Source organism: bacterium, from assembly GCA_030654305.1.
Classification (GTDB): Bacteria; Krumholzibacteriota; Krumholzibacteriia; order LZORAL124-64-63; family LZORAL124-64-63; genus PNOJ01.
Window position 1 is genome coordinate 1 of record JAURXS010000112.1, and the last position, 26,743, is coordinate 26,743.

General features: G+C 71.7%; 16 protein-coding genes. 1 reads left to right on the top strand and 15 read right to left on the bottom strand.

All coding sequences use genetic code 11. The annotated features are described in order from the left end of the window. The 5 genes from Q7W29_03015 to Q7W29_03035 all read right to left on the bottom strand — a co-directional run. On the bottom strand, positions 1-214 hold a 214-nt coding region (locus Q7W29_03015), incomplete at its 3' end, for a hypothetical protein (GenBank protein MDO9170780.1). Then, complete coding sequence (gene waaF, locus Q7W29_03020) at positions 211-1,875, bottom strand: lipopolysaccharide heptosyltransferase II (GenBank protein ID MDO9170781.1); 1,665 nt, start codon at positions 1,873-1,875, stop codon at positions 211-213. The genes Q7W29_03015 and waaF, both read right to left, overlap by 4 nt. A 14-nt stretch (positions 1,876-1,889) precedes the next feature. Then, a complete protein-coding gene (locus Q7W29_03025; GenBank protein MDO9170782.1) occupies positions 1,890-2,963 on the bottom strand; it encodes a glycosyltransferase family 9 protein in 1,074 nt (357 codons plus the stop codon). 13 nt (positions 2,964-2,976) lie between these two features. Further along, positions 2,977-5,355, bottom strand: coding sequence for an endopeptidase La (gene lon, locus Q7W29_03030; protein MDO9170783.1), 2,379 nt, complete (start codon positions 5,353-5,355; stop codon positions 2,977-2,979). A gap of 40 nt (positions 5,356-5,395) precedes the next feature. Beyond that, positions 5,396-5,851, bottom strand: coding sequence for an Hsp20/alpha crystallin family protein (locus Q7W29_03035; GenBank protein MDO9170784.1), 456 nt, complete (start codon positions 5,849-5,851; stop codon positions 5,396-5,398). 205 nt (positions 5,852-6,056) lie between these two features. Here Q7W29_03035 and Q7W29_03040 point away from each other — a divergent pair, with 205 nt between their 5' ends. Beyond that, on the top strand, positions 6,057-6,401 hold the full coding sequence (locus Q7W29_03040) for a histidine triad nucleotide-binding protein (protein MDO9170785.1): 345 nt from the start codon (positions 6,057-6,059) through the stop codon (positions 6,399-6,401). Between the two features lie 25 nt (positions 6,402-6,426). Here the strand turns inward: Q7W29_03040 and Q7W29_03045 are convergent, their stop codons facing one another. From Q7W29_03045 to glnA, 10 genes are all read right to left on the bottom strand, one after another. Then, entirely contained in the window at positions 6,427-7,089 is a 663-nt protein-coding gene (locus tag Q7W29_03045) for a hypothetical protein (protein ID MDO9170786.1), read from the bottom strand. A 100-nt stretch (positions 7,090-7,189) separates the two neighbouring features. Next, a complete protein-coding gene (locus tag Q7W29_03050; GenBank protein MDO9170787.1) occupies positions 7,190-8,839 on the bottom strand; it encodes an ABC transporter substrate-binding protein in 1,650 nt (549 codons plus the stop codon). Positions 8,840-8,952: 113 nt separating this feature from the next. After that, on the bottom strand, positions 8,953-13,842 hold the full coding sequence (locus tag Q7W29_03055) for a C25 family cysteine peptidase (GenBank protein ID MDO9170788.1): 4,890 nt from the start codon (positions 13,840-13,842) through the stop codon (positions 8,953-8,955). Positions 13,843-14,105: 263 nt separating this feature from the next. Next, on the bottom strand, positions 14,106-18,731 hold the full coding sequence (locus tag Q7W29_03060) for a C25 family cysteine peptidase (protein MDO9170789.1): 4,626 nt from the start codon (positions 18,729-18,731) through the stop codon (positions 14,106-14,108). A gap of 344 nt (positions 18,732-19,075) precedes the next feature. Beyond that, positions 19,076-20,383 carry a hypothetical protein gene (locus tag Q7W29_03065; protein MDO9170790.1) on the bottom strand — a complete coding sequence of 436 codons (1,308 nt, stop codon included), beginning with the start codon at positions 20,381-20,383 and terminating at the stop codon, positions 19,076-19,078. Further along, positions 20,380-21,039: a methyltransferase domain-containing protein gene (locus Q7W29_03070; GenBank protein ID MDO9170791.1), complete on the bottom strand. Its 660-nt coding sequence runs from the start codon at positions 21,037-21,039 to the stop codon at positions 20,380-20,382. The genes Q7W29_03065 and Q7W29_03070 overlap by 4 nt, the downstream gene beginning before the upstream one ends. Further along, entirely contained in the window at positions 21,002-22,288 is a 1,287-nt protein-coding gene (locus Q7W29_03075) for an MraY family glycosyltransferase (protein MDO9170792.1), read from the bottom strand. Before Q7W29_03075 ends, Q7W29_03070 begins: the two co-directional genes overlap by 38 nt. Before the next feature lie 83 nt (positions 22,289-22,371). Beyond that, complete coding sequence (locus tag Q7W29_03080) at positions 22,372-23,508, bottom strand: glycosyltransferase family 1 protein (GenBank protein ID MDO9170793.1); 1,137 nt, start codon at positions 23,506-23,508, stop codon at positions 22,372-22,374. Beyond that, complete coding sequence (locus Q7W29_03085) at positions 23,505-24,890, bottom strand: O-antigen ligase family protein (GenBank protein ID MDO9170794.1); 1,386 nt, start codon at positions 24,888-24,890, stop codon at positions 23,505-23,507. The genes Q7W29_03080 and Q7W29_03085 overlap by 4 nt, the downstream gene beginning before the upstream one ends. Before the next feature lie 119 nt (positions 24,891-25,009). Further along, on the bottom strand, positions 25,010-26,317 hold the full coding sequence (gene glnA, locus Q7W29_03090) for a type I glutamate--ammonia ligase (protein ID MDO9170795.1): 1,308 nt from the start codon (positions 26,315-26,317) through the stop codon (positions 25,010-25,012). Between the last annotated feature and the right edge of the window lie 426 nt (positions 26,318-26,743).

Consider the following 26,743-nt stretch of genomic DNA (forward strand, 5'->3'; position numbering starts at 1 on the left):
GCGCTCCCCGCGCCAGCACGTGCAGCCGCCGCAGCCGCGGGTCGCCGGCCAGCAGGGGCGCGGCCGGCGATTCGCAGAGGTAGCCCAGGCGCAGGTCCGGATCGCCGCGCCGCAGCGCCTCGAGCACGACGGTCGACATCGCCACGTCGCCGAGGAAACGCAGGCGGCTGACCAGGATCGCGCCGAGCGGCTTGCCGTCGAGACTCCAGGTCACGCCTTCGCCTCCCGCAGGATCCGGTCGACGGCCCTGGCCAGATCCGCCACGACCGGCACGCGCCAGGCGGGGTCGAGATCGCGGGCGGCCAGGTTGCCCTTGCCCGTGCGCACCAGCAACGCGTCCAGGCCGGCGTGCCGCGCCAGCAGCACGTCGGAGATCTTGTCGCCCACCATCCAGGCGCGCGCGGGCTCCCAGGCGAAGTGCCGCGCGGCGGCCTGCAGCAGGCCGGGACGCGGCTTGCGGCAGTGGCAATCCGCGTCGGGCGCGTGCGGGCAGTAGTAGACGCCGTCGAGGTACACGTCGTCCGCGGCCAGCAGGGCGTCGACGCGCTTCTGCACGGCGGCGAACTCGTCGCGCGAATAGTAGCCGCGGCCCAGGCCCGACTGGTTGGTGAGCAGGATCAGGCGGAACCCGGCCGTCTGGGCCTTGCGCAGGGCGGCGCCGGCGCCGGCGGTCAACGCCACGGCCCGGGGGTCGCGTAGGTAGTCGCCGTCGTGGATGACCACCCCGTCGCGATCCAGGAAGAGGGTCGGCCGCGCCGGCTGCGGCTCGGTCACGCCGAGGGGTTTCCAGATCCCCACCTCTCCCGTATCCAGGCCGGGGAACAGGGAACGAGCCGCGGCCATGACGCGGCGCGGGGTGATCGTCTCGAGGCAGAAGAGAGGTTTGGGGCACGCGCGCAGGAAGCAGGGGTGGCAACGGAACCCCTCCACCGCCACGACCGTGGTGCGCGCGCCGCGCGGGCCGGTCCAGATCGGGCTCGACGAACCGAAGATCCCCACCGTCGGCGTGCCGAGGGCCGCCGCCAGGTGCATCGGGCCGCTGTCGTTGCCGACGAAGAGATCCGCCCCGCGCAACAGCGCGACGAGACCGGGCAGGTCGGTGCGGCCGACCAGATCGCAGCAGCCCGGCGTGGCGGCGAGCGACGCGGACCAGGAAACACCCGACCCCGCGTCGTCGCAGGCGGCGCGCACGCGCTCGGCCATGGACCGCGCCGGCGGGTCGCCGATCAGCACGACGCGCGCCCCGGCCTCGGCGACGGCCAGGCCGACGAAGCCGGCGACGGCGGCGGGCGGCCAGCTCTTCGCGTCCCCGTAGGTGGTGCCGACGGACACGATCCAGACGGGCGGTCCCGGAGGGACGTCAGGACCCGCCGCGGGAACGGCGCCGATCGCCAGGGACGGCGGCGGCGCGGGGCCGACTCCCCCGCGCCAGGCGCGGGCCAGCAGGGCGAGTTCCTCGGTGTAGTGGAGCGAGCACCGCGGCGGCCGGGGCAGGGCGTCGGTGAGCAGGAAGCCGCGCTGTTCGCCGTGGAAGCCCAGGCGTCGCGGGATCCCGGCCAACCGCGCCACCGCGGCCGCGCGCCACGACGGCGGCAGCACGAAGACGGCGTCGTAGCCGCCGTCGCGCCATTGACGCGCCAGGCGCAGCGCGCCGCGCCAGCCCGCGTGGGCGCCCTCGCGCTCGTAGATCAGCAACTCGCCGACGCGGGGGTCGCCCGCCAGCAGCGAGGCCCAGCGGTCGCGCACCGCGACGTGGATCTCGGGCGGCGCCTTGCCCTCCTCCGGCGCCGCCAGGGAAGCCAGCAGCGAGGTGGACATCACGAGGTCCCCGAGCCAGTTCGGGGCCACCACGAGCAGGCGCGGCCGGCGGGACATGAGTTCCTTTCGGGTCAACGGGCGGCGCGGACGGCCGCGAACGCGCCCAGCAGGGCGTCGAGGTCGATCCGCTGCCCGTCCTTGACGCGCAGGATCCGCACGTGCGGCTGATCCGCGGGCTCCCACTCCGGAGCGTCCTGCTCCAGGAACAGGCCCAGGGTGGGCACGCCCGCCGCCGCCGCATAGTGGAAGAGGTCGGTGTTGCCGGCGATCACCACGTCGCAGACGGCGGCCAGCAGCACCACGTCGAAGAGCGATTCGCAGGGCAGGGTCATGGGGGCCGCGCCCAGGCCGGCCACCAGCGACGCGACGCGCTCGGCGTCCGCGGACAGGGTCAGGGGCAGCACCCGGCACGGGAACCGGCCCTCGAGCTGGCGCAGCAGGTGGTGGAAATTCGGCGCCGCCAGCGCGTGGCCCGACTTGCCCGGCGTCGGGTCGAGGCCCACCAGGACCTCGTCCTGCCGCGGCTTGTTGAAGTGCACGAGCTGGCGCGTCCGGCGCAACTTCTCGTCGGGAAGGGGCCAACCGCGGTGCGCCGCGAGCCGCGGCAGCCCCAGGAACGGGGCCGCCGCGGCCAGACGATCGCCGCGGTAGCGCGCGCCGCCCTCGCGGCTGCGGATCTCGAAATTGACCGCCGGGTACGCGGTCGGGTGCGAGGGTCCCATCCGCAGCGGCGCCCCGGTCGCCAGCGACACGGTCTCGAGGGCGGGGTGCGGATCGCAGGACATCACGAGGCTGAGGTCGTACCCTTCCCGACGCACGCTCTTGAGCAGGGCGTGGCAGGAAGGGCTCCACAACTTCAGCTGCCGCGGCTGGTACACGAGACAGTGGCGCGCGATCCCGCTGGGCGCGACCAGGGACACGTGCGATTCCGGCAGCAGGAAGTCCAGGCGGGCGCGGGGGTGGCGCTCGCGGACCGCCTGCAGCAGCGGCAGGTGGAACAGCAGGTCGGACAGGTCGCCGGTGTCGATGGCCAGCAGCAGGGGCTCGTCCCCCAGGGCGCCCGGCAGCGTGAAGCCCTCGCCGCCTCCCCGCAGGAAGAAGCGGTCGACGAGACCCCTGACCAGCCTGCCCTCGGCGAAGCTCATGGCCGGCCGTCGCTCACGAGGTGAACTCCTCGGGGAAGAGTTCCGCCCAGACCTCCTCGACCCGCTTCACGCAGACGAACCCGATGTCGCGGGACACCTCGGCGGGGATCTCGTCGAGGTCGTGCTCGTTCTCCTTGGGCAGCAGGATGCGGCGGATGCCGGCGCGGTGAGCGGCCAGGACCTTCTCGAGCAGCCCGCCGATGGGCAGCACGTCGCCCGTCAGCGTGATCTCCCCCGTCATGGCCGTGCGGCGGTCGACCGGGCGCCCCACCATCAGGGAGAACAGCACCGTCGCCATGGTGATGCCGGCGCTGGGGCCGTCCTTGGGCACCGCCCCGGCCGGGATGTGGATGTGCAGGTCGTGCTCGCGGAAGAAGGCGCGGTGCCGCTCGCGGTCGCCGAAACGGGCGCGCAGGTAGGAGTAGGCCGCCGCCGCCGATTCCTGCATGACGCTGCCGAGCTGGCCGGTGAGCTTCAACTGCCCGGAACCCGCCGGCAGGGCCACGCCCTCAAGGTAGAGGATCTTGCCGCCGGCCGAGGTCCAGGCCAGGCCCGTGGCGACGCCAATGCGGGCGCGGCTGCGCAGCCGGTCCGGATCGTAGTCGGGCTGCCCCAGGTATTCGGGCAGGCTCTGGGCGGTGATCGCGTGGCGACGCCGCCGCCCGCGCGCCACGGTCTTGGCGACCTTGCGGCACACGGCGCCGATCTTGCGCTCGAGGCCGCGCACGCCGGCCTCGCGGGTGTAGCCGTTGATCAGGGCGCGCAGTCCCGCATCGGTGAAGCTCACGTGCTTGGCGGTCAGGCCGTTCTCCTCGAGCTGCCGCGGCACCAGGTAGCGCTTGGCGATCTCCAGCTTCTCGAGGTTCGTGTAGCCGGGCAGCTGGATGACCTCCATGCGGTCCAGCAGGGGGCGCGGGATGGTGTCCATCATGTTGGCCGTGGTGATGAACAGGGTGTGCGAGAGGTCGAACGGCAGCGACAGGTAGTGGTCGGTGAATGAGAAGTTCTGCTCCGGATCCAGGACCTCCAGCAGGGCGCTGGCGGGGTCGCCGCGGAAGTCCTGGCCCAGCTTGTCGATCTCGTCGAGCATGATCAGCGGGTTGTTGGTGCCGCAGTCCTTCAGCCCGGCGATGATGCGCCCCGGCATGGCGCCGACGTAGGTGCGGCGGTGGCCCCGGATCTCGGCCTCGTCGCGCATGCCGCCGAGCGAGAAGCGGAAGAACTTGCGGCCGATCGCCTCGGCGATGCTGCGGCCCAGCGAGGTCTTGCCGACGCCGGGCGGGCCGATCAGGCAGATGATGGGGCCCCGGTGGTCGCCCTTGAGCTTGCGCACGGCCAGGAACTCCAGGATGCGCTCCTTGACGTCCGCGAGCCCGTAGTGGTCCCGCTCGAGGACCGCCTCGGCGCGCTTGATGTCCAGCTTGTCCTCGCTGGCCACGAGCCAGGGCAGGTCCAGCAGCCAGTCGATGTAGGTCTTGCTGACCGTGTACTCGCTGGCGCCGGGGGACATGCGGGCCAGGCGGTCGGCCTCCTTCTCGGCGACGGCGCGCACGTGCTCCGGCAGCTGGGCGTTGGCTAGGCGCTCCTGCAGCTCCTCGATCTCGACGGTGCCGTCGTCGGTGTCGCCCAGCTCGCGCTGGATCGCCTTGAGCTGCTGGCGCAGGTAGTACTCGCGCTGGTCCTTGTCGATGCTCTTGCGCACCTTGGACTGCAGCTTCTGCCCCAGCTCCGCCACCTCCAGCTCGCGCACGACGATCTTGGCCAGGATCTGCAGTCGCTCCAGCGGGGCGACGGCCTCCAGCACCTGCTGCTTCTCGGCGATCTCGATGTCGAGGTTGGTGGCGATCAGGTCGGCGAGGCGGCCGGGGTCGTCGATGTTCATCACGACGACCTTCAGCTCGTCGGACAGGCTCTCGCTGGCGTCGACGATCTTCAGGAAGTTGTTGGCGACGCCCCGCATGTAGGCCAGCGTGCGCGGGTCGGTGGCCTTCGACTCCGGCAGCCCCTCCACCTTCGCCTTGAGGTAGGGTTGCTCGGACACGAACTCGCCGATGCGCACGCGGGCCACGCCCTGGCCCAGCAGCCGCATGCTGCCGTCGGGGAAGCGCAGCATCTTCTGGATCTTCACGGCGGTGCCGACGCGGTACAGCAGGTCCTTCTCGGAGGGGTGGTCCTCGTCCGCGCCCGGCTCGCGCTGCGAGACCGCGCCGAGCATCTTGTCGCCGGCGAGGCAGTCGTCCGCCAGGCGGATGAGGTTCTCGTCGCTCAGCACGAGCGGGACCATCATGTAGGGGAAGATCACCGCGTCGCTGATGGGCAGGACGGGCAGCACCGCGGGCACCAGGGCCTCGGGCGCGTCGCTCGATCGTCGCTGTCGCTCGTCGACGTTCATGTGTTCCGTCCCTTCCGGGTCCGTCCGGTTCCGGCGCAGGTCACTTCCCGTTGCCGACATCCACGCGCCGCCGGCCGCCGCCGGACGCCGGCCCCTTGCGGAACGTGACGTAGAGGAATCCGTTGCGGTAGCGGGCGGCCGCGGTCTCCGGCTGCACCGACACCGGCACGACGATGCGCCGGGCGAAGGGCCCCACGCTGATCTCCATCTTCGAGTAGTGCTTCTTGCCGGCCGGCGCGATGTCCTGGCGCGTGCCGCGCACGGTCAGGGTCCCGCCGTCGGTGAAGACCTCGATCGCGCCGGGGTCCATGCCCGCCAGGTCCATCTGCACGACGAAGGCTTCCTCGGTCTCGTAGGCGTCGGTGGCCGGCCGCCAGGTCAGGTCGTCGTCCAGGGGCACCCGCCCCAGCCCGCGGGCGTGGGTCGTGACCAGGATCTCGAAGATGTCGTCCACGGGACCGGGGTCCCCGGCCGCGCGGTGTTCCGTCGTGATCATGGCGGGCCTCCTTGGGCGTTGACCCACCGCATGCTAGCGGCGGGGAGGCGGGGCGTCAACCGGCGACCGGCGAGGGAGCGCGGGGAGCTTGTCGGGCGCGTCGGCCGCGTGGTAGGTTCCGCGGATGTCGGGGCGGGGGGAGCCGTCGCTTCCGGGGTCCCGGCGGCACCCGGACCCGGCTACTCCAGCCGAGAGGTGGCGCGAGATGGCCGACTGCCTGTTCTGCAAGATCGCCGCCGGGGAGATCCCCGCCGACATCGTCCACGCGGACGACGAGTTCGTCGCGTTCCGGGACATCGCGCCCCGCGCCCCGGTCCACGTCCTGCTGATCCCCCGCCGCCACATCGCGTCGCCGGGCGATCTAGGCGACGGCGACGCCGCCCTGGCCGGGCGGCTGCTGGTGGCGGCGGCGCGCCTCGCGCGCGAGCTCGGGCTCGAGGCCACGGGGTACCGCTGGGTGCTGAACTGCGGCGCCGACGGGGGCCAGACCGTCCCCCACCTCCACCTGCATGTGCTGGGCGGGCGCGAACTCGGCTGGCCCCCGGGCTGACGGGTGCCGCCGGCCGCGCCCGCGGTCACTTCACCTTGTACAGGCCGCGCCCGGCGCTGACCAGGATCGTGCTCGTGGACAGCGTCCGCCGCAGCACGTTCGCGAAATTGCCGCTCTTGCTCTTGACCAGCTTGCCCTTGTCGATGGCGGCCAGGATGTCCTGGACGGACATCTTGCCGCCGTTGGCGCGGATCAGGCCGGCGACGACCGATTCGAGGGTCGCCTTGCCGGCGACCTTCCGCTTCGCGACCTTCCCCTTCACGACCGGCTTCTTGGCGGCGGCCTTCTTCGTCACGGTCTTCTTTGCCGCCGTCTTCTTCTTCGCCGTCTTCTTCGTCGTCTTCTTCGCCGTCGTCGTCTTCTTCTTCGCGACGGCCTTCTTCACGGCGCTCTTCTTCGCGACCGCCTTCTTGCGGCCCACCTTCCGGCGGCCGGCCGTCTTCGCGGCGGCCGACGCGGCCCGCCGCTTCCCGGTCTTCTTCGCGGTCTTTGCCGACGACTTCCCGGACGCCGACGCGACGGGGCCACCCTTCACGAGATCGGCGATGGCGGCGCCCACCTTGGCCAGTTCGGATTCGAGGTCGCTGCGGCGCGACTCCAGCTCGGTGAGCCGTTCCTTGACGGCGAGGAGGCGTCGTAGATCGTCGAGCGACAGCTCCCCCGCTAGTGCGGCAAACTTGCGCGTCATCGCGAACCTCCGGGTTGGATCCGACGGGTGGGCGTGGATATTACCGACACCCTAGCGCCGACCACCGCGAACTGTCAACCGGGAGGTAAGATCGGGAACGTCAGCGCCCGTCGGCGGGCGCGACCCACCAGTCCTGGACGTTCTGGTAGGTCGAGAGCACGTGGGGCGCGACGCCCCGCAAGCGGCGGCGCACCGCCACCACCTGGTCGGGGTAATAGAGCGTGGCGACCGGAGCCTCCTCCAGGATCAGGCGCTGGAAGGCGTTCCAGACCGGCCGGGCCAGGGCGCGGTCGCGCTCGGCGAGGCCCAGGGCGAGCAGCGAATCGGCCGCGGCGCTGGCGTAGTGTCCGTAGTTGAAGAGCGACCAGGCGTCCGAGGCGAAACGCGGCGAGGGATCCACCGCGAGCCGCTCGGAGTAGACGCCCAGGAACGCCTCGAAGCGGCCGGACTGGACGAGTTCGATCGCCGCGCCCATCTCCATGATCCGGGGACGGCACGCCACCCCCACGCGGCCGAGATGATCGCGGATCGCGGCGGCGCCGTTCTCCCGCACCGCATCGCCCTTGCGCGTCAGCAGGCTGAAGCTCAGCACCTCGCCGTCGCGCTCGCGCACGCCGTCGCCGTCGGCGTCGCGCCAGCCCGCCTCGTCCAGCAACGCGCGGGCCCGCGCGGGGTCGTAGGGTTCCGGCGGCAGCGCGGGATCGAAGGCCCAGAGCGCGGGCGGCAGCGGGCCGCCGCCGGCGCGGGCGCAGCCCTCCAGCAGGCCGTCGACGAAGAAAGAACGGTCGACGGCCAGCGACAGCGCCCGCCGCACGCGCTCATCGGCGAAGCGGGGGTCCTCCAGGTTCCACACGATCTGCCCCACCAGGCGGCCCGCGAGACGGTGCACGACCACGTCGTCCCGACGGCGCAGGCGGTCGAGCGAACCCGCGGGCACGTCCTCCAGCAGGTCCACGCCGCCGGTCTCGAGTTCGACCAGGCGGGACGTCTCGTCGGGGATGATCCGCAGGACGAGGCGGTCGAGACGCGCGCGCGGCCCCGGGTAGCTCTCGTTGCGGCGCAGCACCAGCGTCTGGCCGCGCTCCCAGGACTCCAGGACGAAGGGGCCGCTCGAGAGGGGCTGCTCGTTCAGCGGCCACGCGCGCACCGCCGCCGGGTCCAGCGCGTCGGTGAGGTGGGCCGGCAGCAGGAAATGGCCGAGCGTCGCCACGAGATCGTTGCGGCTCTCCCGGAACACGTAGCGCACCGTCGAGTCGTCCAGCGCGGTGACGGAGACCACGTTGTTGAAGCGGCCGCCGCCGCGCGGGCTCGCCACCCGCGGGTCGACGAACAGCCGGTACGAGGCCGCGACATCGCGGGCGGTCAGCGGCGCGCCGTCGGACCAGCACCAGGGCCGCAACCGGACCGTCACCGCGAGGCTGTCGGGAGAGAAGTCCAGGCGCGAGGCGATCCGGGGACGGTAGACGAAGTCCTCCCCCATCTCCACGAGGGTATCGCCGAGCAGGTCGAGGACTTGGCCGGCGTGCGCGGAGGTGTAGAGCAGGGGGTTCAGGACGTCGGGGTCGGCCGGGAACGCGACGACGGCCGTCCCGCCCGTGACCGGTTCGACGGCCGCGTCCGGGCGATCGCCGCTCCCGCGGCCGCAACCCGCGGGCAGGGCGCACAGCAACCCCAGCAGCAGGCAGGCGACCGGCGCCGGCGCGCCGCCGCATCCCGCCCCCCGGCCTTTTCGCCTCGTCCCGGTGCCCAAGCTCCGCCCTCCCGTCGCGGCGAAGCGGCCCGGTCCCGTCGGGACCGGGCCGTCTCGGCGGCCGTTCGCAGTGTAGCGTGGGCGCCGGTCGCGGTCAACGCGACCGGCGGCCGTCATTTCACGAGCAGCATCTTCAGGGTGCTGTCCTCGCCGCCGCGCTGCGCGCGCAGGAAATAGACGCCGCTGGCCTGGGGGCGGCCGGCGTCGTCCTGGCCGTGCCAGGTCACCGTCAGCCAGCCGGGCGCCGCCGGCCCGCGGTGCAGGCTGCGCACGAGCCGGCCCTGCGCGTCGAAGATCTCGACCGAGAGCGGTCCCTCCCCGCCCTCGGGCACGTAGAGGCGGGCCGTGGTGCTCGGGTTGAATGGGTTCGGGACGTTGCGCGTCAGCGTCAGCTTCGCGGCCGGCGGCGGTAGCTCCTCGACCGGCGTGGTGGCGACGGCTCGGAAGACGCCGTCGCGCAGGTTGTTGCCGCGGAAGGTGGGCCAGGTCATCTCGTTCGGGTAGTGGGCCGCCGGGAGGTCCCAGACGTGGATCATCAGGTCCCAGCCGCCGTAGACGAGGTTGACGTAGCCGTCCTGGTCGAGGTCGCAGATCACGGGCGCGGGGCGGATGGGCCCGCCGAGGGTCAGCGGGAAGCCGTCGAGGTCCTGCCCGTCGTGCGAGAAGGCGTAGAGGTTGTTCGGCGTTTCGGTGTCGCCGCCCCCGATCCCGAACACCACGTCCGGGTAGTGGTCGCCGTCGAGGTCGCCGACCACGGGGCTTGACTCGGAGTTGCCGGGCACGGAGCGGGGCCAGCCGCTCATGGTCCGGCCGCTGGTCCCGCCGGCGATGTCGGTGTCGACGACGTGGACGTTCGACGACGTGGCGCCGAGCACCTCGACCGCGAGGATCTCCAACCGGCCGTCGTTGTCGAAGTCGCCCACGGCCGGGCTGGGGCACGTCACGTCGCCGTTGGTGCTCTGGGAGCGGAAGTAGCGGGGGAACCCGGGGTAGCGGGTGCCGTTCTGGCGCACGACGCGCAGCGAGTCCTCCTCCGAGACGTAGACGATCTCCTTCAGCCCGTCGTTGTCCAGGTCGGCGATGGTGGGGCTGCACATGATGTTGCCGCCGACGCCCGCGGGGATCGGGAAGCCGGGCACCTGCGTCCCGTCGTGGCGGTAGGCGAGCAGCTGGTTGGTCGCCACGGTGCGGTAGCGCGTCCCGAAGATGATGTCCTTGGCGCCGTCGCCGTCGAGGTCCTCGAGCGTGGGCGCCGAACGGCACCACTCGTCGTAGGTCAGCACCGCCGAGCGGTCGATCAGCACGCCGAGGGTCGCGGGGTTGTTGTCGCCGTCGCGCACCTCGGTGCCGTCGGCGTGCCAGGCGAGCGTGCGGCCGGCGAGGTTGTTGACGACGACCTCGACCCCGCCGTCGCCGTCGATGTCCCCCACCGCCGGCGGCGTCCAGACCCACATGGTCCCGGTGGACTGGGGCCAGCCGGGCACCTGCGTGCCGTCGGCGTTGAAGGCGTACAGCAGCTTGAGGTCGCGATCGGCGCAGAGGATCTCCAGGGCCGGGTCGGCGTCGAGGTTCGCCAGGGTCACGCCCATGGGCGTCATCCGGCCGTTGAGGCTGGTGATCGGGCCGAGGGTCTGCGAATCGTCGTCGCCGTCGAACAGCTCCTGCCCGTCCTCGGTCCACACGTAGACCTCGTCCGACGCCATGACGATCTCCAGGCGGTGGTCCCCGGTCACGTCGCCGACGGCGCAGTGGCTGCTCGTCTCGACGGCGAAGGGCAGCGGGAACGGCAGGAGCTCCGACGGCGAGGTGCTCTTGGCGAAGACGGCCGAGGCGGCGCCCTCCACCAGGAACGAGTCGACGCAGGTGACGCGGTAGTAGTAGCGCGTCAGCAGGTCCAGTCCGGTGTCGCGGAAGTAGGAGATCCGACCCAGCAGGTCGAAGTTCGCCCGCGTGAACGGACCGGCCGCGTTCTGGCTGCGGTAGACGTGGTAGCCGCGCACCCTGGCCAGGTTCACCGGCGTCCAGGTCAGCTCGATGACGTCGGGACCCAGAGCGGCGACGGATTCGAGATCGGTCGGCACGGCGGGAACCGTCATCCCGACGGCGTGCACGAAGCGCCGGCCGCGCGCGTCGGTGACGACGATCCTGGCGTCGTAGGACTGCGCGACGTCGAGGACCTTCAGCGACACCAGCGCCGTGCCGCTGGACGTCTGCAGCAGGTCGAGGTTGGGGTACGCCAGGAGCGAGTCGTACAGCACGACGTTGGGACTGCTGGTGCGCAGCACGGCGGTGAGGCCGTCGGCGCGACCGGCGCCGAAGTTCTCCAGCGTCATCATCACCGTGACGCGCTCGTTGTTCTCCAGGACGCCGTCGTTGTCGCCGTAGGGCGCGTCGAACCAGTCCAGGCCGATGGGCTCGACCTCGGGAGCCGCGACCACCAGTTCCCAGGCGGAGCTCCAGGGTCCGGCGGGCACGTTGTCGGCGACCATCAGGAAGGAGACGTGGTTGCCGTCGGCCATCCCCGCGTCGAAGCGGACCAGGAAGGTGTCCAGGGCGTTGGCGCTGCCCCCGCTGGGGATGGTGGCCACCGCGGCCGTGCCGTCCAGGACGGTCACCCCGGCCGCGGCCGTGCCCAGCACCGCGGTCACGCCGGCGGCGCCGCCGCTGCCGGTGTCCTGGAAGCGCGCCAGGAAGGCCACGGTCTCCCCGGCCTCGGCGACGCCATTGCCGTTGCCGATCGTGCCGCCGGTGCCGTTGTCGGTGACGGTCATGCTCTGCAGGGCGATGTAGGCGCCGGTACCGGTCACCGGCAGCGACTGGACCTTGCGGGCGGCGTTGCGGGCGGTCACTGTCAGGGTGAGCGTCCCGGTGTCCTCCGGCACGATGTACAGCTGTACCTGGCCGGCGGCGTCGGTGTCGCCCCAGGCGTAGACGTCGGCGCTGCGGCTGATCACGACCCGGGCACCGACGACGGGCTGCCCCCCAGAGGTGATGGTGACCGGGACGTTCTGGGCGCCCCGCGGCACCGAGGTGGGCACGCCCACCGTCAGGGCAGAGGGCGACGCCGTCCACATACTCTGGGCCGGGTCGCCGAGCAGCGTGTAGTTCATGAACGTCCAGCGGGTGAAGCTGTTGGCGGGCGCGTAGGCCAGCCAGGGCAGCCGGCTGGCGGCCATCAGGTCGCCGAGCCGCGGCTGCGCGTCACACATCATGGCCTCGAAGAACGCCTTCTGGAAATCGTTCGCGGTGGCCGGGAAGGCCGCCCGCGTGGCGCCGATGGAGGCGAAGGAGCCGCCGTTGGGGTTCTGCACGAACCGCTCCATGAGGCAGCCGTAGTCGAAGGCCGCCGAGGCGCAGTTCAGGGCGTACATCAGGAACGTCCGGTCGGCGCCGTTGTGCAGGTTGTCAGCGTCGGTGATCGTGATGTTGGCGTCGCCCATGTCCATGTTGAAGAAGAAGCCGTGGCCGATCTGGTTGAAGACGCTGAAGTGGCCGGTGTTCAGGCTGTCGAGGGCGGCGAGGCGGGTCTCGCGGACCGCCCCCGGGTACATCGGCTGGCCGAGGCCGTCGAGGCGGTCCCAGGCCTCGAACATCCTCACCGTGGTCATGTCGGTGCAGGGCGAGACGACCTCGTCGACGAGCGTCTGGGCGTACGCCGCGCCGTCGAGCGTGATGTCGCCCTCGGAGTTGGTGAACAGCACCTCGGCCGCGGTCAGGAAGCGGTTGGCGAAGCCGGCGCCGGCCGCCGCGTTCTCGTAGTTGAGGACCTTGGTCACGAAGGCGTTCACGGCCGCGACGCTGCTCACCGGCGCGCGCCCGAAGGAGACGTCGCTGGCGATGTCGCAATCGTCGCCGGGGTTGGTCTCGTTGACGGTCGGCTCGCCGAAGTCGGCGTCCCCGTCCAGGTTCCAGTTCCCGTCCAGGCAGGCGAAGTAGAGGTCGGCCGGGATGTCGGTCGTGCCTCCGGGCGGATAGAAATTGCTCAGGGCGTAGCGCGCCGGCACGACGTCGGTGTCGCCGCCGAGCAGGACGTACTCGACGCCCCAGCGCTCGTAGGCGTCACGGATGAACAGGCGGACCGTCTCTTGGATGTCGACGCCGTGGCGGTAGTTGGCCTCGATCCATTCCAGGGTCTTGACGACGGCGGGCAGGCCCTGCGAGGTGCGGTAGTCGGCCAAGGGCTGGAACGCGGCCGCCAGAGCGTCGCTGGTGATGATCAGGTAGGAGACCGCTGAGCCGCTGAGGCTCGGCGTCTTGTCGGGGGTGAAACCGCCGACGACGGGCGCAACGTCGGCGCCGTCCTCGCGCAGGTAACCGGCTAGGGCTTCGGGATTGGCCAGGACGCCGGCGAGCCGCCGCTCGAGCTGGCTGCGTTCGCCGGCGACGCGACGCTGGCGCACGACGACGTCGGACCGGTCGGCGATCCCCGGCACGGGCAGCAGACGGACCTCGTAACTCTCCAGCAGTTCGACCTCGCGCCACGACCCGTCCGCCGCCTGCAGCGCGCGCAGGGGGTGCACCGTGACGGTGACCAACCGGAAACCGTTCATGACGTGGTTGCCGCCGAAGCGTCCCCAGTCGGCGGGGAAGGACGTCTTGGATTCGGGCAGGAGCTGCTGGCGTCCCGGCACGCCCTCGCTGCTGAGCGGGGCGGCGGCCAACGCCAGTTCCCCGGGCACGGGCAGGGCCCGCGTCGAGAGGGGCACGACCTCGACGGCCCCGTACGAGGACGCCGCCGGCACCAGCAGGGTCAGGGTCCGGCCGACCAGGTCGGGACGACCGGTCTCCTGCAGGAGGTGCGTGCCGGCCAATCGCGGCTGCACGCCCCCGCCCGGCTGCGTCGACCAGGCCACGTCGGACGCGGCGAACGAGCCCCGGTAGACGACGTCGCCGGCGGCCCGGGCGCCCGTCGTCGCCAACAGCGGCAGCAGGACGGCGGCGAGCCCCCAGATGAGGCGCGAGGCGCGCGGACCCGCGGGTTCGTTGCGGTTCGTCCGATCCATGTCTCCCCCAGGTTGTAAAGGGATGCGCCCGACGAGGTCGCCGGACTGGTCCAGGTCTGTTTTCGGCTCACAAGAGCACTTGCCGGCGGAACAGCGTCGTTCGAGTTTCCGCCGGCGATAGGCCGGCGATCCGACTCGTTAACCTCGTTGCTCTCGCGTCCTCCCGGCAAGCGTTGGGGGCGGGCTCCGGCCATCGCCGCAGTAGGTGGAGTATAGCGCAACCCGGCCGCGATGACAATAGCCGGGACGGTGAAATCGTCGTTTCAACGCACCAGCGACATCTTCCCGACGGCCGAGCCCGCCGCGGAGCGCAACCGGTACAGGTAGATTCCCGCGGGGACCGGCCGACCAGCGTCGTCCTCGCCGCGCCAAACGACGGCGTGGCTGCCGCCGGTGCGGACCTCGTCCAACAGCGTGCGGACCTCGCGCCCCAGCAGGTCGTAGACGGTCAGCGCGACGTCGCCGCGGAATCCCGCCGGCAGTTCGAACTCGATGCGCGTGGCGGGATTGAAGGGATTGGGCACGTTCTGACGCAGGGTCGCGACCGCGCCCGGCAGCGGGTTCCCGGCGCCGGTCGAGGTGTCGTAGGGCGTCCAGAGCCCCGTGCGTGCGGCGTTGCCGTGGAAGGTCGGCCAGGGCATGTTCTCCGGCCGCCATGGCTGACGCAGGTCCCAGACGTGCATGGCCTGGTCCCAGCCCCCGTACACGAGATCCACGTCGCCGTCGCGGTCGAGATCGGTCAGCGTCGGCGTCGCGCGGACGGGCCCCCCCACGACCAGCGGGAAGCCGGGCACCGTCGTGGCATCGTTGCGGAAACCGTAGATGCAGTTCGGCGAGGTGTCGGAGCCGCCGCCGATGCCGAACACCACGTCGGGCTTCCCGTCGCCGGTGATGTCCCCCACCAGCGGCGAAGACTCCGAGTTGCTCTCCAGCAGCAGCGACCAGCCCGTCAGCTGCGTACCGCTCTTGCGGTAGGCGCAGAGGTACGAGGTGTGGTTGTCGACCACCTTGACCGCCACGATGTCCAGCACCCCGTCGCCATCGAGGTCGCCGAGGGCGGGCGACGGGCAAGGGAGGCCGGCCTGCCCGCTGTTCGCGGTGAAGAACAGCGGGAACGGCGCCACCGTGTGGCCCGTCTCGTCGATCAGGTGCAACCGGTCGTTCTCGGTGACGAACGCGATCTCGAGCACGCCGTCGCCGTCGAGGTCGCCGGCCGCGGGCGAGCAGATGGCCGGGGACCAGGCGCCCAGCGTGTAGGGCCAGCCGGCGATGTTCACGGCGTCGTTGCCCAGCGCGTGCACCAAGTCCGCGGCGCCGTTCATGTAGCGGGAGACGACCACGACCTCGCGGCGTCCGTCGTGGTTGAGATCGACCAGCAGCGGCGCGCCGTACTGGTAGGACTCGCCGGTCCGCACCTGGAAGACGCCGATGGTGGCCGGGTTCGCGTCGCCGTCGAAGAAGTCGCTGCCGTCGTGGTGCCACACGTAGGTGATCCCGGCGGTCGAGGTGACGACGACCTCGGCGTCGCCGTCCCCGTCGAGGTCCGCCACGGCGGGCGCGGCCCAGTTCCAGGCGTTGATCGTGCGCGGCCAGCCGGGCGCCGTGGTGCCGTCGCCCTGGAAGACGTAGATCGAACTGCCGCTGCGGCAGGAGGCGACGATCTCGAGGCCCGGGTGCGCCGTGAGGTTGGCCAGGGTCACGGCGGCCGGCGTCCAGGTCTGGCCGATGGCGATGAACGGGCCGCTGGTGGCGGGGTTGGCGTCGCCGTCGCGCAGTTCCTGACCCGTGGCGTCCCAGGCGTAGATGGCGTCCGCCGCCGTCACGATGTCCAGGACGCCGTCGGCGTCGATGTCGCCGACCACGACGTGGCTGGACGTCTCGGCGGTCATGGCGACGGGGAAGCCGGCGGTCTCCGCCGGCGACGAGTCGAGGAAGCCCGTCGTCGACTGCCGGCCTTCGAGCCCCGAGGAATCCTGGGAGGTGACCCGGTAGTAGTAGCGGGTCAGCGGCGCGAGGTCGAGGTCCTGGAAGAAACCGCCGGCGACGGGGCCGTCGGTGCGGCGCACGAAGCCGGAGTTCGGCGTGGTCGAGCGGTACACGTGGTAGCCTGCGATGTCGGTGGCGGTCGCGGGCTGCCAGGTGACCGTGGCCGTCAGCGGGATGTGGCTGACGACCGTCGGCAGGCCGACCTGGTCGGGCCGGCTGAGGTCGAATTCGTGGACCCACTCGCGGCCCAGCCCGTCGCCGATGTGCAGGCGCGCCCTGCGGCTGTTCGAGATGGTGCTCATGCTCAGCAGGAATTCCGTCGCCTGCTGGACCTCTCCCATCGGCGCGAGCGCCGGCCAGGTCGTCGCGCCGGTCGTGACGGTGATGCCCGGCAGGCCCGTCTCCAGCCACCCGGTCAGGCCGCTCGCGCCGCCATGCCCGTCGTTGCGCAGGTCCACCCAGACGCGGATCACCTCGTTGACTTCGATGGTGCCGTTGCCGTTGCCGTAGGGGAAGTCGTTCCAGCGCAGGATCCCCGGCGAGAGCACCGGAGCGGCGATCTCCAGCGTGAAATCCTCGCGGCACACGGCGTAGCCGTCGTCGCTGCCGAGCGTGAAGAGCAGTTCGGTCCGGTCGGCGAGGTCGCGGTCCAGGCCGAGCAGCAGCGCCGCGTCGGCAGGGCCGCTGTCCCCGGCCGCGAGCGCCGGCGCCTGGCAGGCGGCGCCGAGCAGCGTGACGCCGGGCTGCGTGCAGGCCAGGGTCAGCGTGGCGGGTTGCGTCAGCGGGGCGTCCCCGCCGTTGCGCAGGACGGGCAGCAGGGCGATCACCTCGCCGGCGTCGGGGACGCCGTCGGCGTTGCCCATGGAGCCGTAGGCCCCGTCGTCGTACAGCGACAGCGAGGCGAGGCCCAGGTAGGGCTGGCCGGAGCCCCCGACGGCGACGGCACCCGCGTACGGGCTGCAGTTCGCCGCGGTGACGGTCAGGTCCAGGCTGCCGGAACCGTTCGGCAGGACCCCGAGCGTGACCGTGCCGTCCGACCCCGTCAGCCCCGTGGCCAGCACGTCGCCCGCCTTGAACAGGCAGACGCGGGCCTGGGCCAGCGGTGCGCCGTCGCGCTTCACCTCGACCAGGACGGATGACGGGCCGAGGGGCAGGGCCGCGGACGCGGTGACCGTGAGCGCCCGCGGCGCCTCGGTCCAGAGTTGCAGGGACGGGTCGCCGAGCACGGCCATCGACATCTGCGTCCAGCGCTCGACGGTGTTCTGCTGCGAGGAGGCGAGCCAAGCCAGGCGGCTCGCGTCGACCGCGGCGCCCGCGGTCGGCTGGCGGGCTTCGAACACGGCGGTGTAGAAGCTCTTCTGGAAGTAGGCCGCCGTCTGGGCGAACGCCGCGCGGGACGACCCGATCGCGAGCACGGCGCCGCCGTGGGAGTTGGTCATGAACCGTTCCATGATGGAATGGTAGTCGAAGGCCGCCGACGCGCAGTTCAGGTTGTTCAGGATGAAGCAGTGCGGGCTGTTGACCAGCCCCGCCGCGTCGGTCAGGGCCAGGGTCCGGTCGCCCACGGACATGTCGAAGAAGAACCCGTGGCCGATGTGGTTGATGTAGCCGTACTGCCCCGTGTTCATGGCGGCCAGCACGCCGGTCTTCGTCTCGGGCAGCGAGCCCGGCCACAGCGGGCTCGCCTCGTAGTGCCTCGTGACCGCCACGTTCCTGGCGGCGAGGACCTCGTCGATGATCGCCTCGCTGTACGAGGCGCCGTCGATTTCGATCAGGGCGCCCGGGGTGTAGGCGCTGGGGAACAGGACCTCGCTGAGGAACAGGAGCTGGGCCAGGTGGGACCCGACGGCGTCGCGCTCGTGGGCGAGGATCTTCCCGATGAACACCTGCGCGTCGGCGACCGATGCGACCGGCGCGCGGCCGACGTGGAGTTCCGGCGCCAGGTCGACCTCGTCGCCGGTCTCGTAGGTGTTGAAGTAGGGTTCGCCCGGCAACTGGTCGCCGTCGGCGTTCCAATCGCCGTCGAGGCCGCCGTAGTAGAGGTCGACCGGCAGTTCGGAGCCTTCGCCGGAAGGGTAGAAGGAGTTGTAGATCATCCGGACCGGCAGCAGATCGACGTCGCCGCCGAGCAGGGCGTAATCGGCGCCCCAGAGCTCGTAGGCGTCGGTCAGGAACAAGCGGATCGTCGCCGGCAGGTCCTCGCCCGCCGTGTAGTTCGCCTGGATCCACGACAGCGTCCGGACGACCGTCGCGAGGCCGCGCGCGGACTTGTAATCGGCCAGCTGCTGGAAGGCGGGCGCCAGCTCGTCGGTGGTGACGATGACCATGTCCACCGCGGGGCCGTCGAGGCTCGGGACGAGCGTCGGCACGAAGGCGTCGCCGGCCACCCGATCCCCCGTGAGGACGATCGGCGTCGCGTAGGCGTCGCGGGTTTCGGGATTGGCCACCAGTCGCGCGACCTGTGCCAGCGGCTGGTCCGATTGCGGTGAACGGACGCGGCGTCGCTCGGCGCGGCGCGACGTGTCGGCGGCGAGTTGCAGCCTGACGGTGAAGTCGGCGGCGGACTCGCGCCGGTCCCAGCCGTCTCCCGCGGCCGTACGGTGCAGGCGTTCGGGGTGGATGCGCACCGTCGCCAGCCCCATCCCGTGCCAGACGGCCTGCCCGGTCAATTCGCCCCAGGAGGCCGGGTAGTCGTCCCCGGCCGCCGTCGCTTCGGTGGCGCCGCCGGGCAGCCCCTCGCTCGAGAGCAGCGGGCCGCAGGGAGCGGCGTCGCCCACGGGCAGGACCGCGATCTCACCGACGGGGACCACCTCGGCCGCGATCGCGCGTCGTCCGGGCGGCAACAGGATCAGCAGATCCCGGTAAGGCAGAGCGGGGCGGCCCGGGGCGCTCAGGATCCCCATCGATCCCTGTCCCGCGCCCTGGTCGGCGACAGACGCTTCCAGGACGAGTTCCCAGCTTCCGGGTGCGGTGGCGGCACGGGACGCACCCGCAGCCAAGGCCAGGAGGGCGCAGACCGACAGGATGACGAAACGGCTCAACCCCTCCCGCCGGACGGGAAGGGCGAACTCGTGCCACGGGCGGGACTTGGCGCTGAAACGGTGCAAGTCTGGGTTGTCCTTCGGGCTGGAGTGTCCGGCTGGGCCGGGGCGATACACTTCCGCCGGAAACCTCAACGACCGACCCGAAGGGTAACGTCCCGTCACCGATCAGGTTACTCCAATATTATCACGGACGACGGAGCCCGTCAATCGCCCCCCTGCGCCGGCGGGCCGAAGTCGGCGGTTGAGACCAGTCGCGATTCTCCGGCGTCGAGGAAGATCAGGCGGTGACCCGGCAGCACCACGGGGCGCCGCGCGTGCGTGAGGTTGCGGACCCGGAGGCCGACGGCGGTCCGGCGCCACGAGGTGCCCCCGCGCGACAGGCGCGCCACCTCGACGTCCGTCAGGTAGAGGGGCTCGCCGTCCAGGGCCGCCAGCAGCGCCCCCAGCGCTGCGCGACCGTCGGACGCGACCGCCGGGTCGAGGTGCGCGTAGTTGACGCGGTGCGATTCGACGATGGCGGGTTCGCCCCGTCGCCAGGCGCGGCGCACGCGACGCTCCGCCCGGGCGGTCGCCTCGGCGGGATCGCCGATCTGGGCCGTCTCCAGCCGGACGTTGCGATCCAGGTACGTGAGCCGCTGCTCGCTCCAGCGCCGCAGGGAGCGGGCCAGGACCTTGCGCAGCCGCCCGGATTTCCCCTCGTAGTCCGGATGCCTCTGCTCGCGCTGGGATTGCACCACCGTCAGGCCCGCGTCCCGCCACAGCCGCTCGTGGCGGCGGGACCAGTGGTAGTCGGGCGCGATGACCGCGTCCGGCTCGCGGCCGAAGAGTCCCGCGAAGGCCGACAGCCCCGTGGCGAGTTCCGCGGCGAGCGTGGGGAGCGAGCGCCCGTCGTTCAGCTCGAACGAGCGGGTGCTTCCCGGGAAGAGCAGGATCCCCCGCCGGGCCGCCGACGCGGCGATCGGGTCATGGTCGCAGGCGGCGAAACGGTCCTCGGGCACGTAATGCCAGAGACCGTGATACTCCGGGTACCAGACGTCCGCCGCGACGGCGTCCGCCACGGCCCGCCAGAGTCCGGGACGCGCGTAGACCGGGGGCAGATCGGGCAGCGTGCCGCGGCGGAAGTCCGACGAGTCCGCCGGGCCCGTAGAGGTCGGCGCGACCAGCCAGCCCATGATGTAGTTGGGCTGCAGGACGGCCGGACCGCCGTCGCGGCCGCGTCCGGCGGCCAGCACGGCGGCCAGGGCGACGACCGCGGCGCTGTCCTCGAGCGTCGAATTCAGGTAGACGGCCGGGATCTCGCCGGCGCTCAGGCCGGCCAGGTCGAGGCCCTCCAGGGCGGTGGCGGCGGGGACGTAGCCGCACAGGCCCCAGTCGTCGCTCTCGATCACCACCGCGCGCGCCGAACGCCAGTCCACCAGCGAGGGCGATCCGCCCAGGACCAACCCGAGCCCCAGCAGCATCGCGACCGCCGCGAGCGCGGCGAGGCCCGCCGCGATCTGCCTCACCGTCATGACGCCGTCCCTCCCCTCCAGCGGGCCCACCAGTACCAGCCGTAGTCCAGCCCGTCACGGGCGATGGCCGCCGCGAGGGCGGCGGTCGCGCGGTCGGGCGCGCCGCCGTCGCCGCGTAGCAGCGCGAGCGCCCGTTCGCGGTCTGGGGGCGCGGTGCGGTTGAGTTCGCGGCCGAAACTCCAGCCGTCGGTGCCGCCGGACCCAGCCAGGGCTTCGCGCAGATCCGCCAGCGCGGGCAGGCGCCCTCGCGAAGGGACCAGGCGGGCCAGCCAGTCCCGCAGCTGTCGGTCGTTGCGCCGCGCCGGGGTGTCGGCCAGCGGGTCGTCCTGCAGGATATGCAGGCAGCCGTCGGGCGCCAGGCAGCCAACCCACTCCCCCAGCGCCGCGGCGACGTCGGTGACGCGGCCGAGATGCTGGAGCAGGTTGGCGGCCGCGATCAGACGCACGGCGCCCGGACGCACCGGCAGCGCCAGGGCGTCGGCCACGACGCCACCGGACGGGACGGGGCGGCTTCTGTCCAGAGGAACCACGTCGGCGCCCGCCTCGCGCAATGCCCGCGTGAAGCGCCCGTCGGCGGCGCCGAGTTCCAGGACGACCGCGCCCCGCAGGCGGGCGAGGTCACTCCGTAGGATGTCCGGGAGTGGTGAGAACGACATCGTCGGCTTCCGGGCGCTGCGGGCGCGGCGCTTCGTGGCGCGTTTCGGTGACGACCGCGCCGCCGCCGGCCGCGGCCACGATCCGTTCGACCTTCTGGCGCTCGACCTGGATGTCGATGATCTCGGCCACCTGGCGGCGGCGGCGGCGGAAGGAATCCTCCACCTGGTCATCGAGGCCGAGCACGAAGAACAGCTCGCTGAAGAAATCGAGCGAGGGGCCGCTGGCCTCGTGCCGTCGGCGGTCGCCCCAGATCTTGATCGGCCACAGCCAGCAGGCCAGCGCGGGCAGGCCGAGCCAGGCCTGGTCCAGGAAGTCGCTCAGGCCGAACATGATCGAGCCGGCGGTGATCAGCAGCAGCAGCCGCACGGCGGCGCTGGGCTGGAAGCCCAGCCGCACCAGGCGGTGGTGCAGGTGGTAGTCGTCCGCCTCGAAGATCGACGCGCGCTTGCGCGAGCGCCGGATGATGGTGGTGCCGGTGTCCCAGATCGGCACGATCATCGGCGCCAGCAGCAGCAGCAGCGAGACGCCGCCGCGCTGACCGAGGTGCATCAGGAGCATGGCCAGCACGAGCCCCATCCACATGCTGCCCGAATCGCCCAGGAAGATCTTGCGCCGGCTCACGTTCCAGTAGAGGAAGGCGAGGGTCGCCCCGCCGAGGGCCGCGGCGAACACCAGCGAGGTCTGGTCGCCCAGGGCGGCGGCGATCACGACGATGCCGCTGCAGGCCAGGGCGCCGATGCCGCTGGCCAAGCCGTCGAGACCGTCGATGAGGTTCATCGAGTTGATGAAGCCCAGGTACCACAGCAGGCTGACCGGCCAGGCCCAGCCGCCGAGATCGAAGGTCCCGAATAATGGCAGGTCGATGGTCTGCAGCCGCTGGCCCGCGATCATCAGGCCCAGGATCACCAGCAGCTGCCCGTAGAGCTTCTTCTCCGCGTGGATGTGGAAGCGGTCGTCGCCGACGCCGAGGGCGAGGATCGCCAGTCCGGAACCGCCGAGCACGGCCAGCCACGACCAGGGCAGGGCCCGGTCGAACACCACGTTGTCCAGGATGAACAGCGTCACGTAGAAGGAGATGAAGATGGCCATGCCGCCCGTGCGCGGCACGGGCTCGCGGTGGGTCCGGCGGTAGCCGGGGTGGTCCACGATCCCGGTCAGGAAGCCCAAGCTGCGGAAGTGGGGCTGGACGAGCCAGGACAGCGCGAACGCCACCATGGCCGCGACCAGGACGATGGACTGGTTGTTCAAATTGATCCCCTTGGCATTCCCGTCGATCCGTCGTCGGGACGAGCCAACCGAACCCTAGGTCAGCCCAGGGGTGGTGGCAACGATTAATTGGCGCCGTCGGTGCGAACGTCCAATAGCCTTAGGTATGCCGCGAGCGTCCTTTCCGCGGTGGAGCGCCAGGTCCAGACCGGGATCCGCGCGTCCCCCGCGCTGACCAGCCGATCGGCGAGCCCGGGCTCGCTCGAGATCCTGTGCATGGCGTCGGCGATGCCCCGAGGGGATTCGGGATCGACCAGCAGGGCGGCGTTGCCCGCCACTTCCCGCATGGCCCCCCGATCCGAGGTGATCACCGGCAGGTGGGCCGCCATCGCCTCCAAGATCGGGAAACCGAACCCTTCGTGCAAGGAGGGAAATAGCAAGGCCCGGGCCGAAACCAGTTCCGACCAGAGGGAATCGCGATCCCGGTACCCCACGAGGTCGACGGCGCCCGTCGCCGCCATCCGACGCAACCGCTCCAGCAAGGGGCGGTTGCACCAGCCGGGGGCGCCGATCACCCGCAGGCGGGGCGCGGGGGCGCCGGCCTCGGCCCGTGACCGCGCCAGTTCCAGGGCCGTCAAGACGTTGTCGAGATTCTTGCGGGGTTCCAGGGCGCCGACGAACAGGAACGGCGCCCCGGCGGAGCGCTCCCGCGGCGCCGCGCGGCCCGCGGTCCAGGCGGGCGTGCCGAACGGGGTGGGCAGGATCTTGCCGGCGGTGAACGGAAAGGCCGCCGCCACCTCGCGGCCGGTCGCCGCCGAGTTCACCAGCACGACGTCGGCGCGGCGCAGCCCGGCCGGCAGGGTGGTCGCGTACCAGAGGCGCCGGGCGGCCGGCACCGAACCCGGCAGGGAACGGAAGGCCAGATCGTGCACGGTGACCGCCAAGGGACAGGGCGGGTTCAGCGGCGGCGGGATCGTCAGGGAATGCAGGACGCCGGCCCCGAGCCGCCGCGCCAAGTTGCCGAGCCGCCACCCGACCGCCGCCAGCCGGCCCGGCGGCAGCGCGACCAGATCCCACTGCCCGCGACCGGGGGCGGTTTCGAGGCCGGCGAACAGTTCGGGATGTGGCGTCGCCAGGGCGAAGCGGAGCGGTCGTTCGGTCGCCGCCAGGGCCGTCACGAGTTCGACCATCGACCAGGCCACGCCCGTGCAGGGCGGCCGGGCGGCCGAGGCGTCCAGCAAGACCAGCGGCCGTAAACTCACGACGTCCCCTCCCCCGGCTCCGCGCGGGCGACGTCCGTCGCGGCCAGCAGCATCCCCAGCGCCACCCAGATGTGGGGCAGGTTGTCCTGGGAGAAGGTCAGCAGCTGCGACCAGACGCCGGCGACGGCGACGACCGCCGCCACGACGCGCAGGCGTTCGTCCGCCCGCGTCGCGGCGCCGGCGCGCAGCGCGCGCCAGGTCCGCCGCGTCGTGGCGAGGACGCCGGCGCCGAAAGCGGCCAGACCGGGCACGCCGGTCTCGCCGAGGATCTTCAGCACGACGTTGTTGGCGACCGGCCAGGCGAACTGGCTCTGCAGTCCCATCGGGTCCACGAGCAGGGGGAAGTGGAAGCCGTACTGCCCCCAGCCCACGCCGGTCCAGGGCGCCGCCAGGAAACAGCGCCACGCGGCCTGCATCGAGTACCACCGCGTGAGGTTGGACCAGTCCTCGGTGCTGAAGGTCTGACGGAGGCGTTGCAGGACCAGCCGCGGGCCGTCGCCGCCCGTGGCCATGACGGCGACGGCGATCAAGGCCGCCGCCGCCAACGCGGGGCGCCACCAGCGGCGCCGCGGCGGCAGGACCCCCGCCCTCGCGCCGGCGACCAGGGCGACCGCGGCCGACAGGACGGCCGACAGCCAGGCGCCGCGCGACCACGTCAGCAGCAGCAGGGCGAGCCCTCCCCCGACCAGCGCGACCCGGGAGCGGCCGGGACGGCCTAGCGCCCAGACCCACGGCAGCACCGCCAGCAGGTAGTTCCCCAGGTAGAGGGGCTCGCAGATCGTCCCGCGCAGGCGCGGGATGCCGACGAAGCCGCGGCCGAGGTACAGCTCTTCCGAACCGCTGAGGATCGACGCGTTGGAAGTCGCCACGGCCTCGGTCCAGGCGAAGACCGCGCCGGGCCGGTAGAAGCCCCAGGCCTGCCACGCGGCGTACAGCAGCTGCAGGACCAGTCCCGCAGCCAGCGCGCCGACCGCCGCGCGCCAGCGGCGCTCGTCGCCGCGCAGCCACCACGCCGTGTGCAGGGCGAAGACGGCGGTCACGCCCCACTGCACGACCTGCTTCGCGTAGCGCAGCCAGGCCTCCTGGGGCGAGGCCAGCGACGGCGCGGTCACCAGTCCGACGGCGGACAGCGCGATGGCGCCGATGGCGGCCAGCCAGGGCCAGCCGCCGGCGGCGGCCCAACCGGACAGCAGGCGCCGCGGTCCCGCGGCCACGGCGGCCAGGAGCACGGCCGCGGCCATCAGCAGGTAGGAGGGCTGGAAGCCGGCGCCGGGATCCCGGCCGGTCAGCAGCGTGACCACCCCGACCCCGGCCAGGGGCAGGGCGGCGAGGGCGGACAGGAACAGGAAGTCGGCCCCCTGCGCCAGGGCCGGCCGGGTCATGGGAAGGGGGCCGGCCCCGCGTCGGTCCTGCGAGGGGGGCCGGCCCCACCGTCTCGGCGTGCTTCGGTTCATGCGGCCACTCTAGCGCGGCCGGACCCGCCGTTCAAGCGCCGGTGCGCTCAGTGCGCGGTCAGGTAGCGCTCCAGCTCCCAGGGATGGACCTGGGAGATGTATTCCTTCCAGACTCCCTCTTTGTGGTCGATGTAGTGCAGGAAGACGTGGTCGCCGAGCACCTCGCGCATCAGCGAATCCTTGCGGAAGAGGGTCAGGGCCTCCCCCAGGTTGCCCGGCAGCTGGGTGATGCGCAGGCGGGCCTTCTCGCGGTCGCTCATCGTGAAGATGTTCTTGTTGACGGGCTCGCCGGCGTCCCGCTGCCGCTCGATGCCGTCGAGGCCCGAGGCCAGCATCACGGCGAACGCGAGGTAGGGGTTGCAGCTGGGGTCGGGCATGCGGACCTCGACGCGCGTGCCGACGCCGCGGCGGGCGGGCACCCGGGCCAGCGGCGAGCGGTTGTGCTCGCTCCAGGCGACGTTCACCGGCGCCTCGTAGCCGGGCACCAGGCGCTTGTAGGAGTTGACCAGCGGGTTGGTGATCGCCGAGAAGGCCCGCGCGTGGTGCAGGATGCCGCCGATGTACCAGCGGGCCATGTCGCTCAGCTCGTACGGCGCCTTGGGATCGTAGAACGCGTTCTCGCGGCGGCCGTTCCGGTCCTGGAACAGCGACTGGTGGACGTGCATGCCGGAGCCGTTCTCGCCGAAGATGGGCTTGGGCATGAAGGTGGCGTGCAGGTTGTAGTCCAGGGCGACCTTCTTGACGATCATCTTGAAGGTCATCACGAAATCGGCCGATTGCAGGGCGTCGGCGTACTTGAAGTCGATCTCGTGCTGGCCGGGCGCGACCTCGTGGTGGGCCGCCTCGATCTCGAAGCCGATCTTCTCGAGCACGTTGACGATGTCGCGGCGGCACTCCTCGCCCTTGTCGATGGGCAGCAGGTCGAAGTAGCCGCCCCGGTCGTGCGTGCGCACGGTCGGCTTGCCGTGCTCGTCGCGCTCGAAGAGGAAGAACTCCACCTCGGGGCCGCACACCGGGTGCAGGCCGAGCGCCGTGAAGCGGGCGATGGTGCGCCGCAGCGTCAGGCGCGGGCAACCGGAGAAGGGCGAGCGGTCGGAGTTGTAGACGTCGCAGATCAGTCGGGCCTCGCGGCCCTGGATCCCCTCGAAGGGGAAGACCGCGTAGCTGTTCAGGTCGGGCACCAGCAGCATGTCCGACTCCTCGATCCGGGTGAAGCCCTCGATCGACGAGCCGTCGAACATGATCTCGCCCTGCAGGGCCTTCTCGATCTGGCCCTCGGGCACCTCGACGTTCTTGTTGTGCCCGAGCACGTCGGTGAACATCAGGCGCAGGAAACGGACCTTGTCCTTCTTCATGCGCTCGAGCAGGGCCTTGCGCTCGCTCTCCGGCGCGATGACGCCGTCGGCGAAGGGCTTCAGGAAGACGCTTTCCTTCTCGGACATCGGGTGCTCCTTCTCTGCGGACCGGGGTGGCTGTATTCGGCGACTGTCGTTTGCTGCGTTTATTGCAGATTTTCAAAGTCGATCAGGCATTATTATAGCATGATATCGGCGTTGTCGATGATTTATTTAGTCTTTTATGCAATATATCACATTCATCATGGGCGACCGTGGCCGGCGCCGGGCACCACGAATCTGCGTCGACCGGTCCGCGAGGCCGTGCTAGCCTCGCTTCCAGGCGCTGCCAGGGCGTCGGCGACGACCAAGGAGGGTCCGCATGTCCGCACACGGCCTGAACGGCATCAAGATCTCCGCCATGACCGGCCCCTGCTTCCTGCTCGA

Coding starts and splice junctions, on each gene's coding strand:
- Q7W29_03085 (MDO9170794.1), bottom strand. CDS start 24,890: ATGACCCGGCCGGCCCTGGCGCAGGGGGCCGACTTCCTGTTCCTGTCC.
- Q7W29_03065 (MDO9170790.1), bottom strand. CDS start 20,383: ATGACGGTGAGGCAGATCGCGGCGGGCCTCGCCGCGCTCGCGGCGGTC.
- Q7W29_03045 (MDO9170786.1), bottom strand. CDS start 7,089: ATGACGCGCAAGTTTGCCGCACTAGCGGGGGAGCTGTCGCTCGACGAT.
- lon (MDO9170783.1), bottom strand. CDS start 5,355: ATGAACGTCGACGAGCGACAGCGACGATCGAGCGACGCGCCCGAGGCC.
- Q7W29_03035 (MDO9170784.1), bottom strand. CDS start 5,851: ATGATCACGACGGAACACCGCGCGGCCGGGGACCCCGGTCCCGTGGAC.
- waaF (MDO9170781.1), bottom strand. CDS start 1,875: ATGTCCCGCCGGCCGCGCCTGCTCGTGGTGGCCCCGAACTGGCTCGGG.
- Q7W29_03055 (MDO9170788.1), bottom strand. CDS start 13,842: ATGGATCGGACGAACCGCAACGAACCCGCGGGTCCGCGCGCCTCGCGC.
- Q7W29_03060 (MDO9170789.1), bottom strand. CDS start 18,731: ATGGGGATCCTGAGCGCCCCGGGCCGCCCCGCTCTGCCTTACCGGGAT.
- glnA (MDO9170795.1), bottom strand. CDS start 26,317: ATGAAGAAGGACAAGGTCCGTTTCCTGCGCCTGATGTTCACCGACGTG.
- Q7W29_03025 (MDO9170782.1), bottom strand. CDS start 2,963: ATGAGCTTCGCCGAGGGCAGGCTGGTCAGGGGTCTCGTCGACCGCTTC.
- Q7W29_03040 (MDO9170785.1), top strand. CDS start 6,057: ATGGCCGACTGCCTGTTCTGCAAGATCGCCGCCGGGGAGATCCCCGCC.
- Q7W29_03070 (MDO9170791.1), bottom strand. CDS start 21,039: ATGTCGTTCTCACCACTCCCGGACATCCTACGGAGTGACCTCGCCCGC.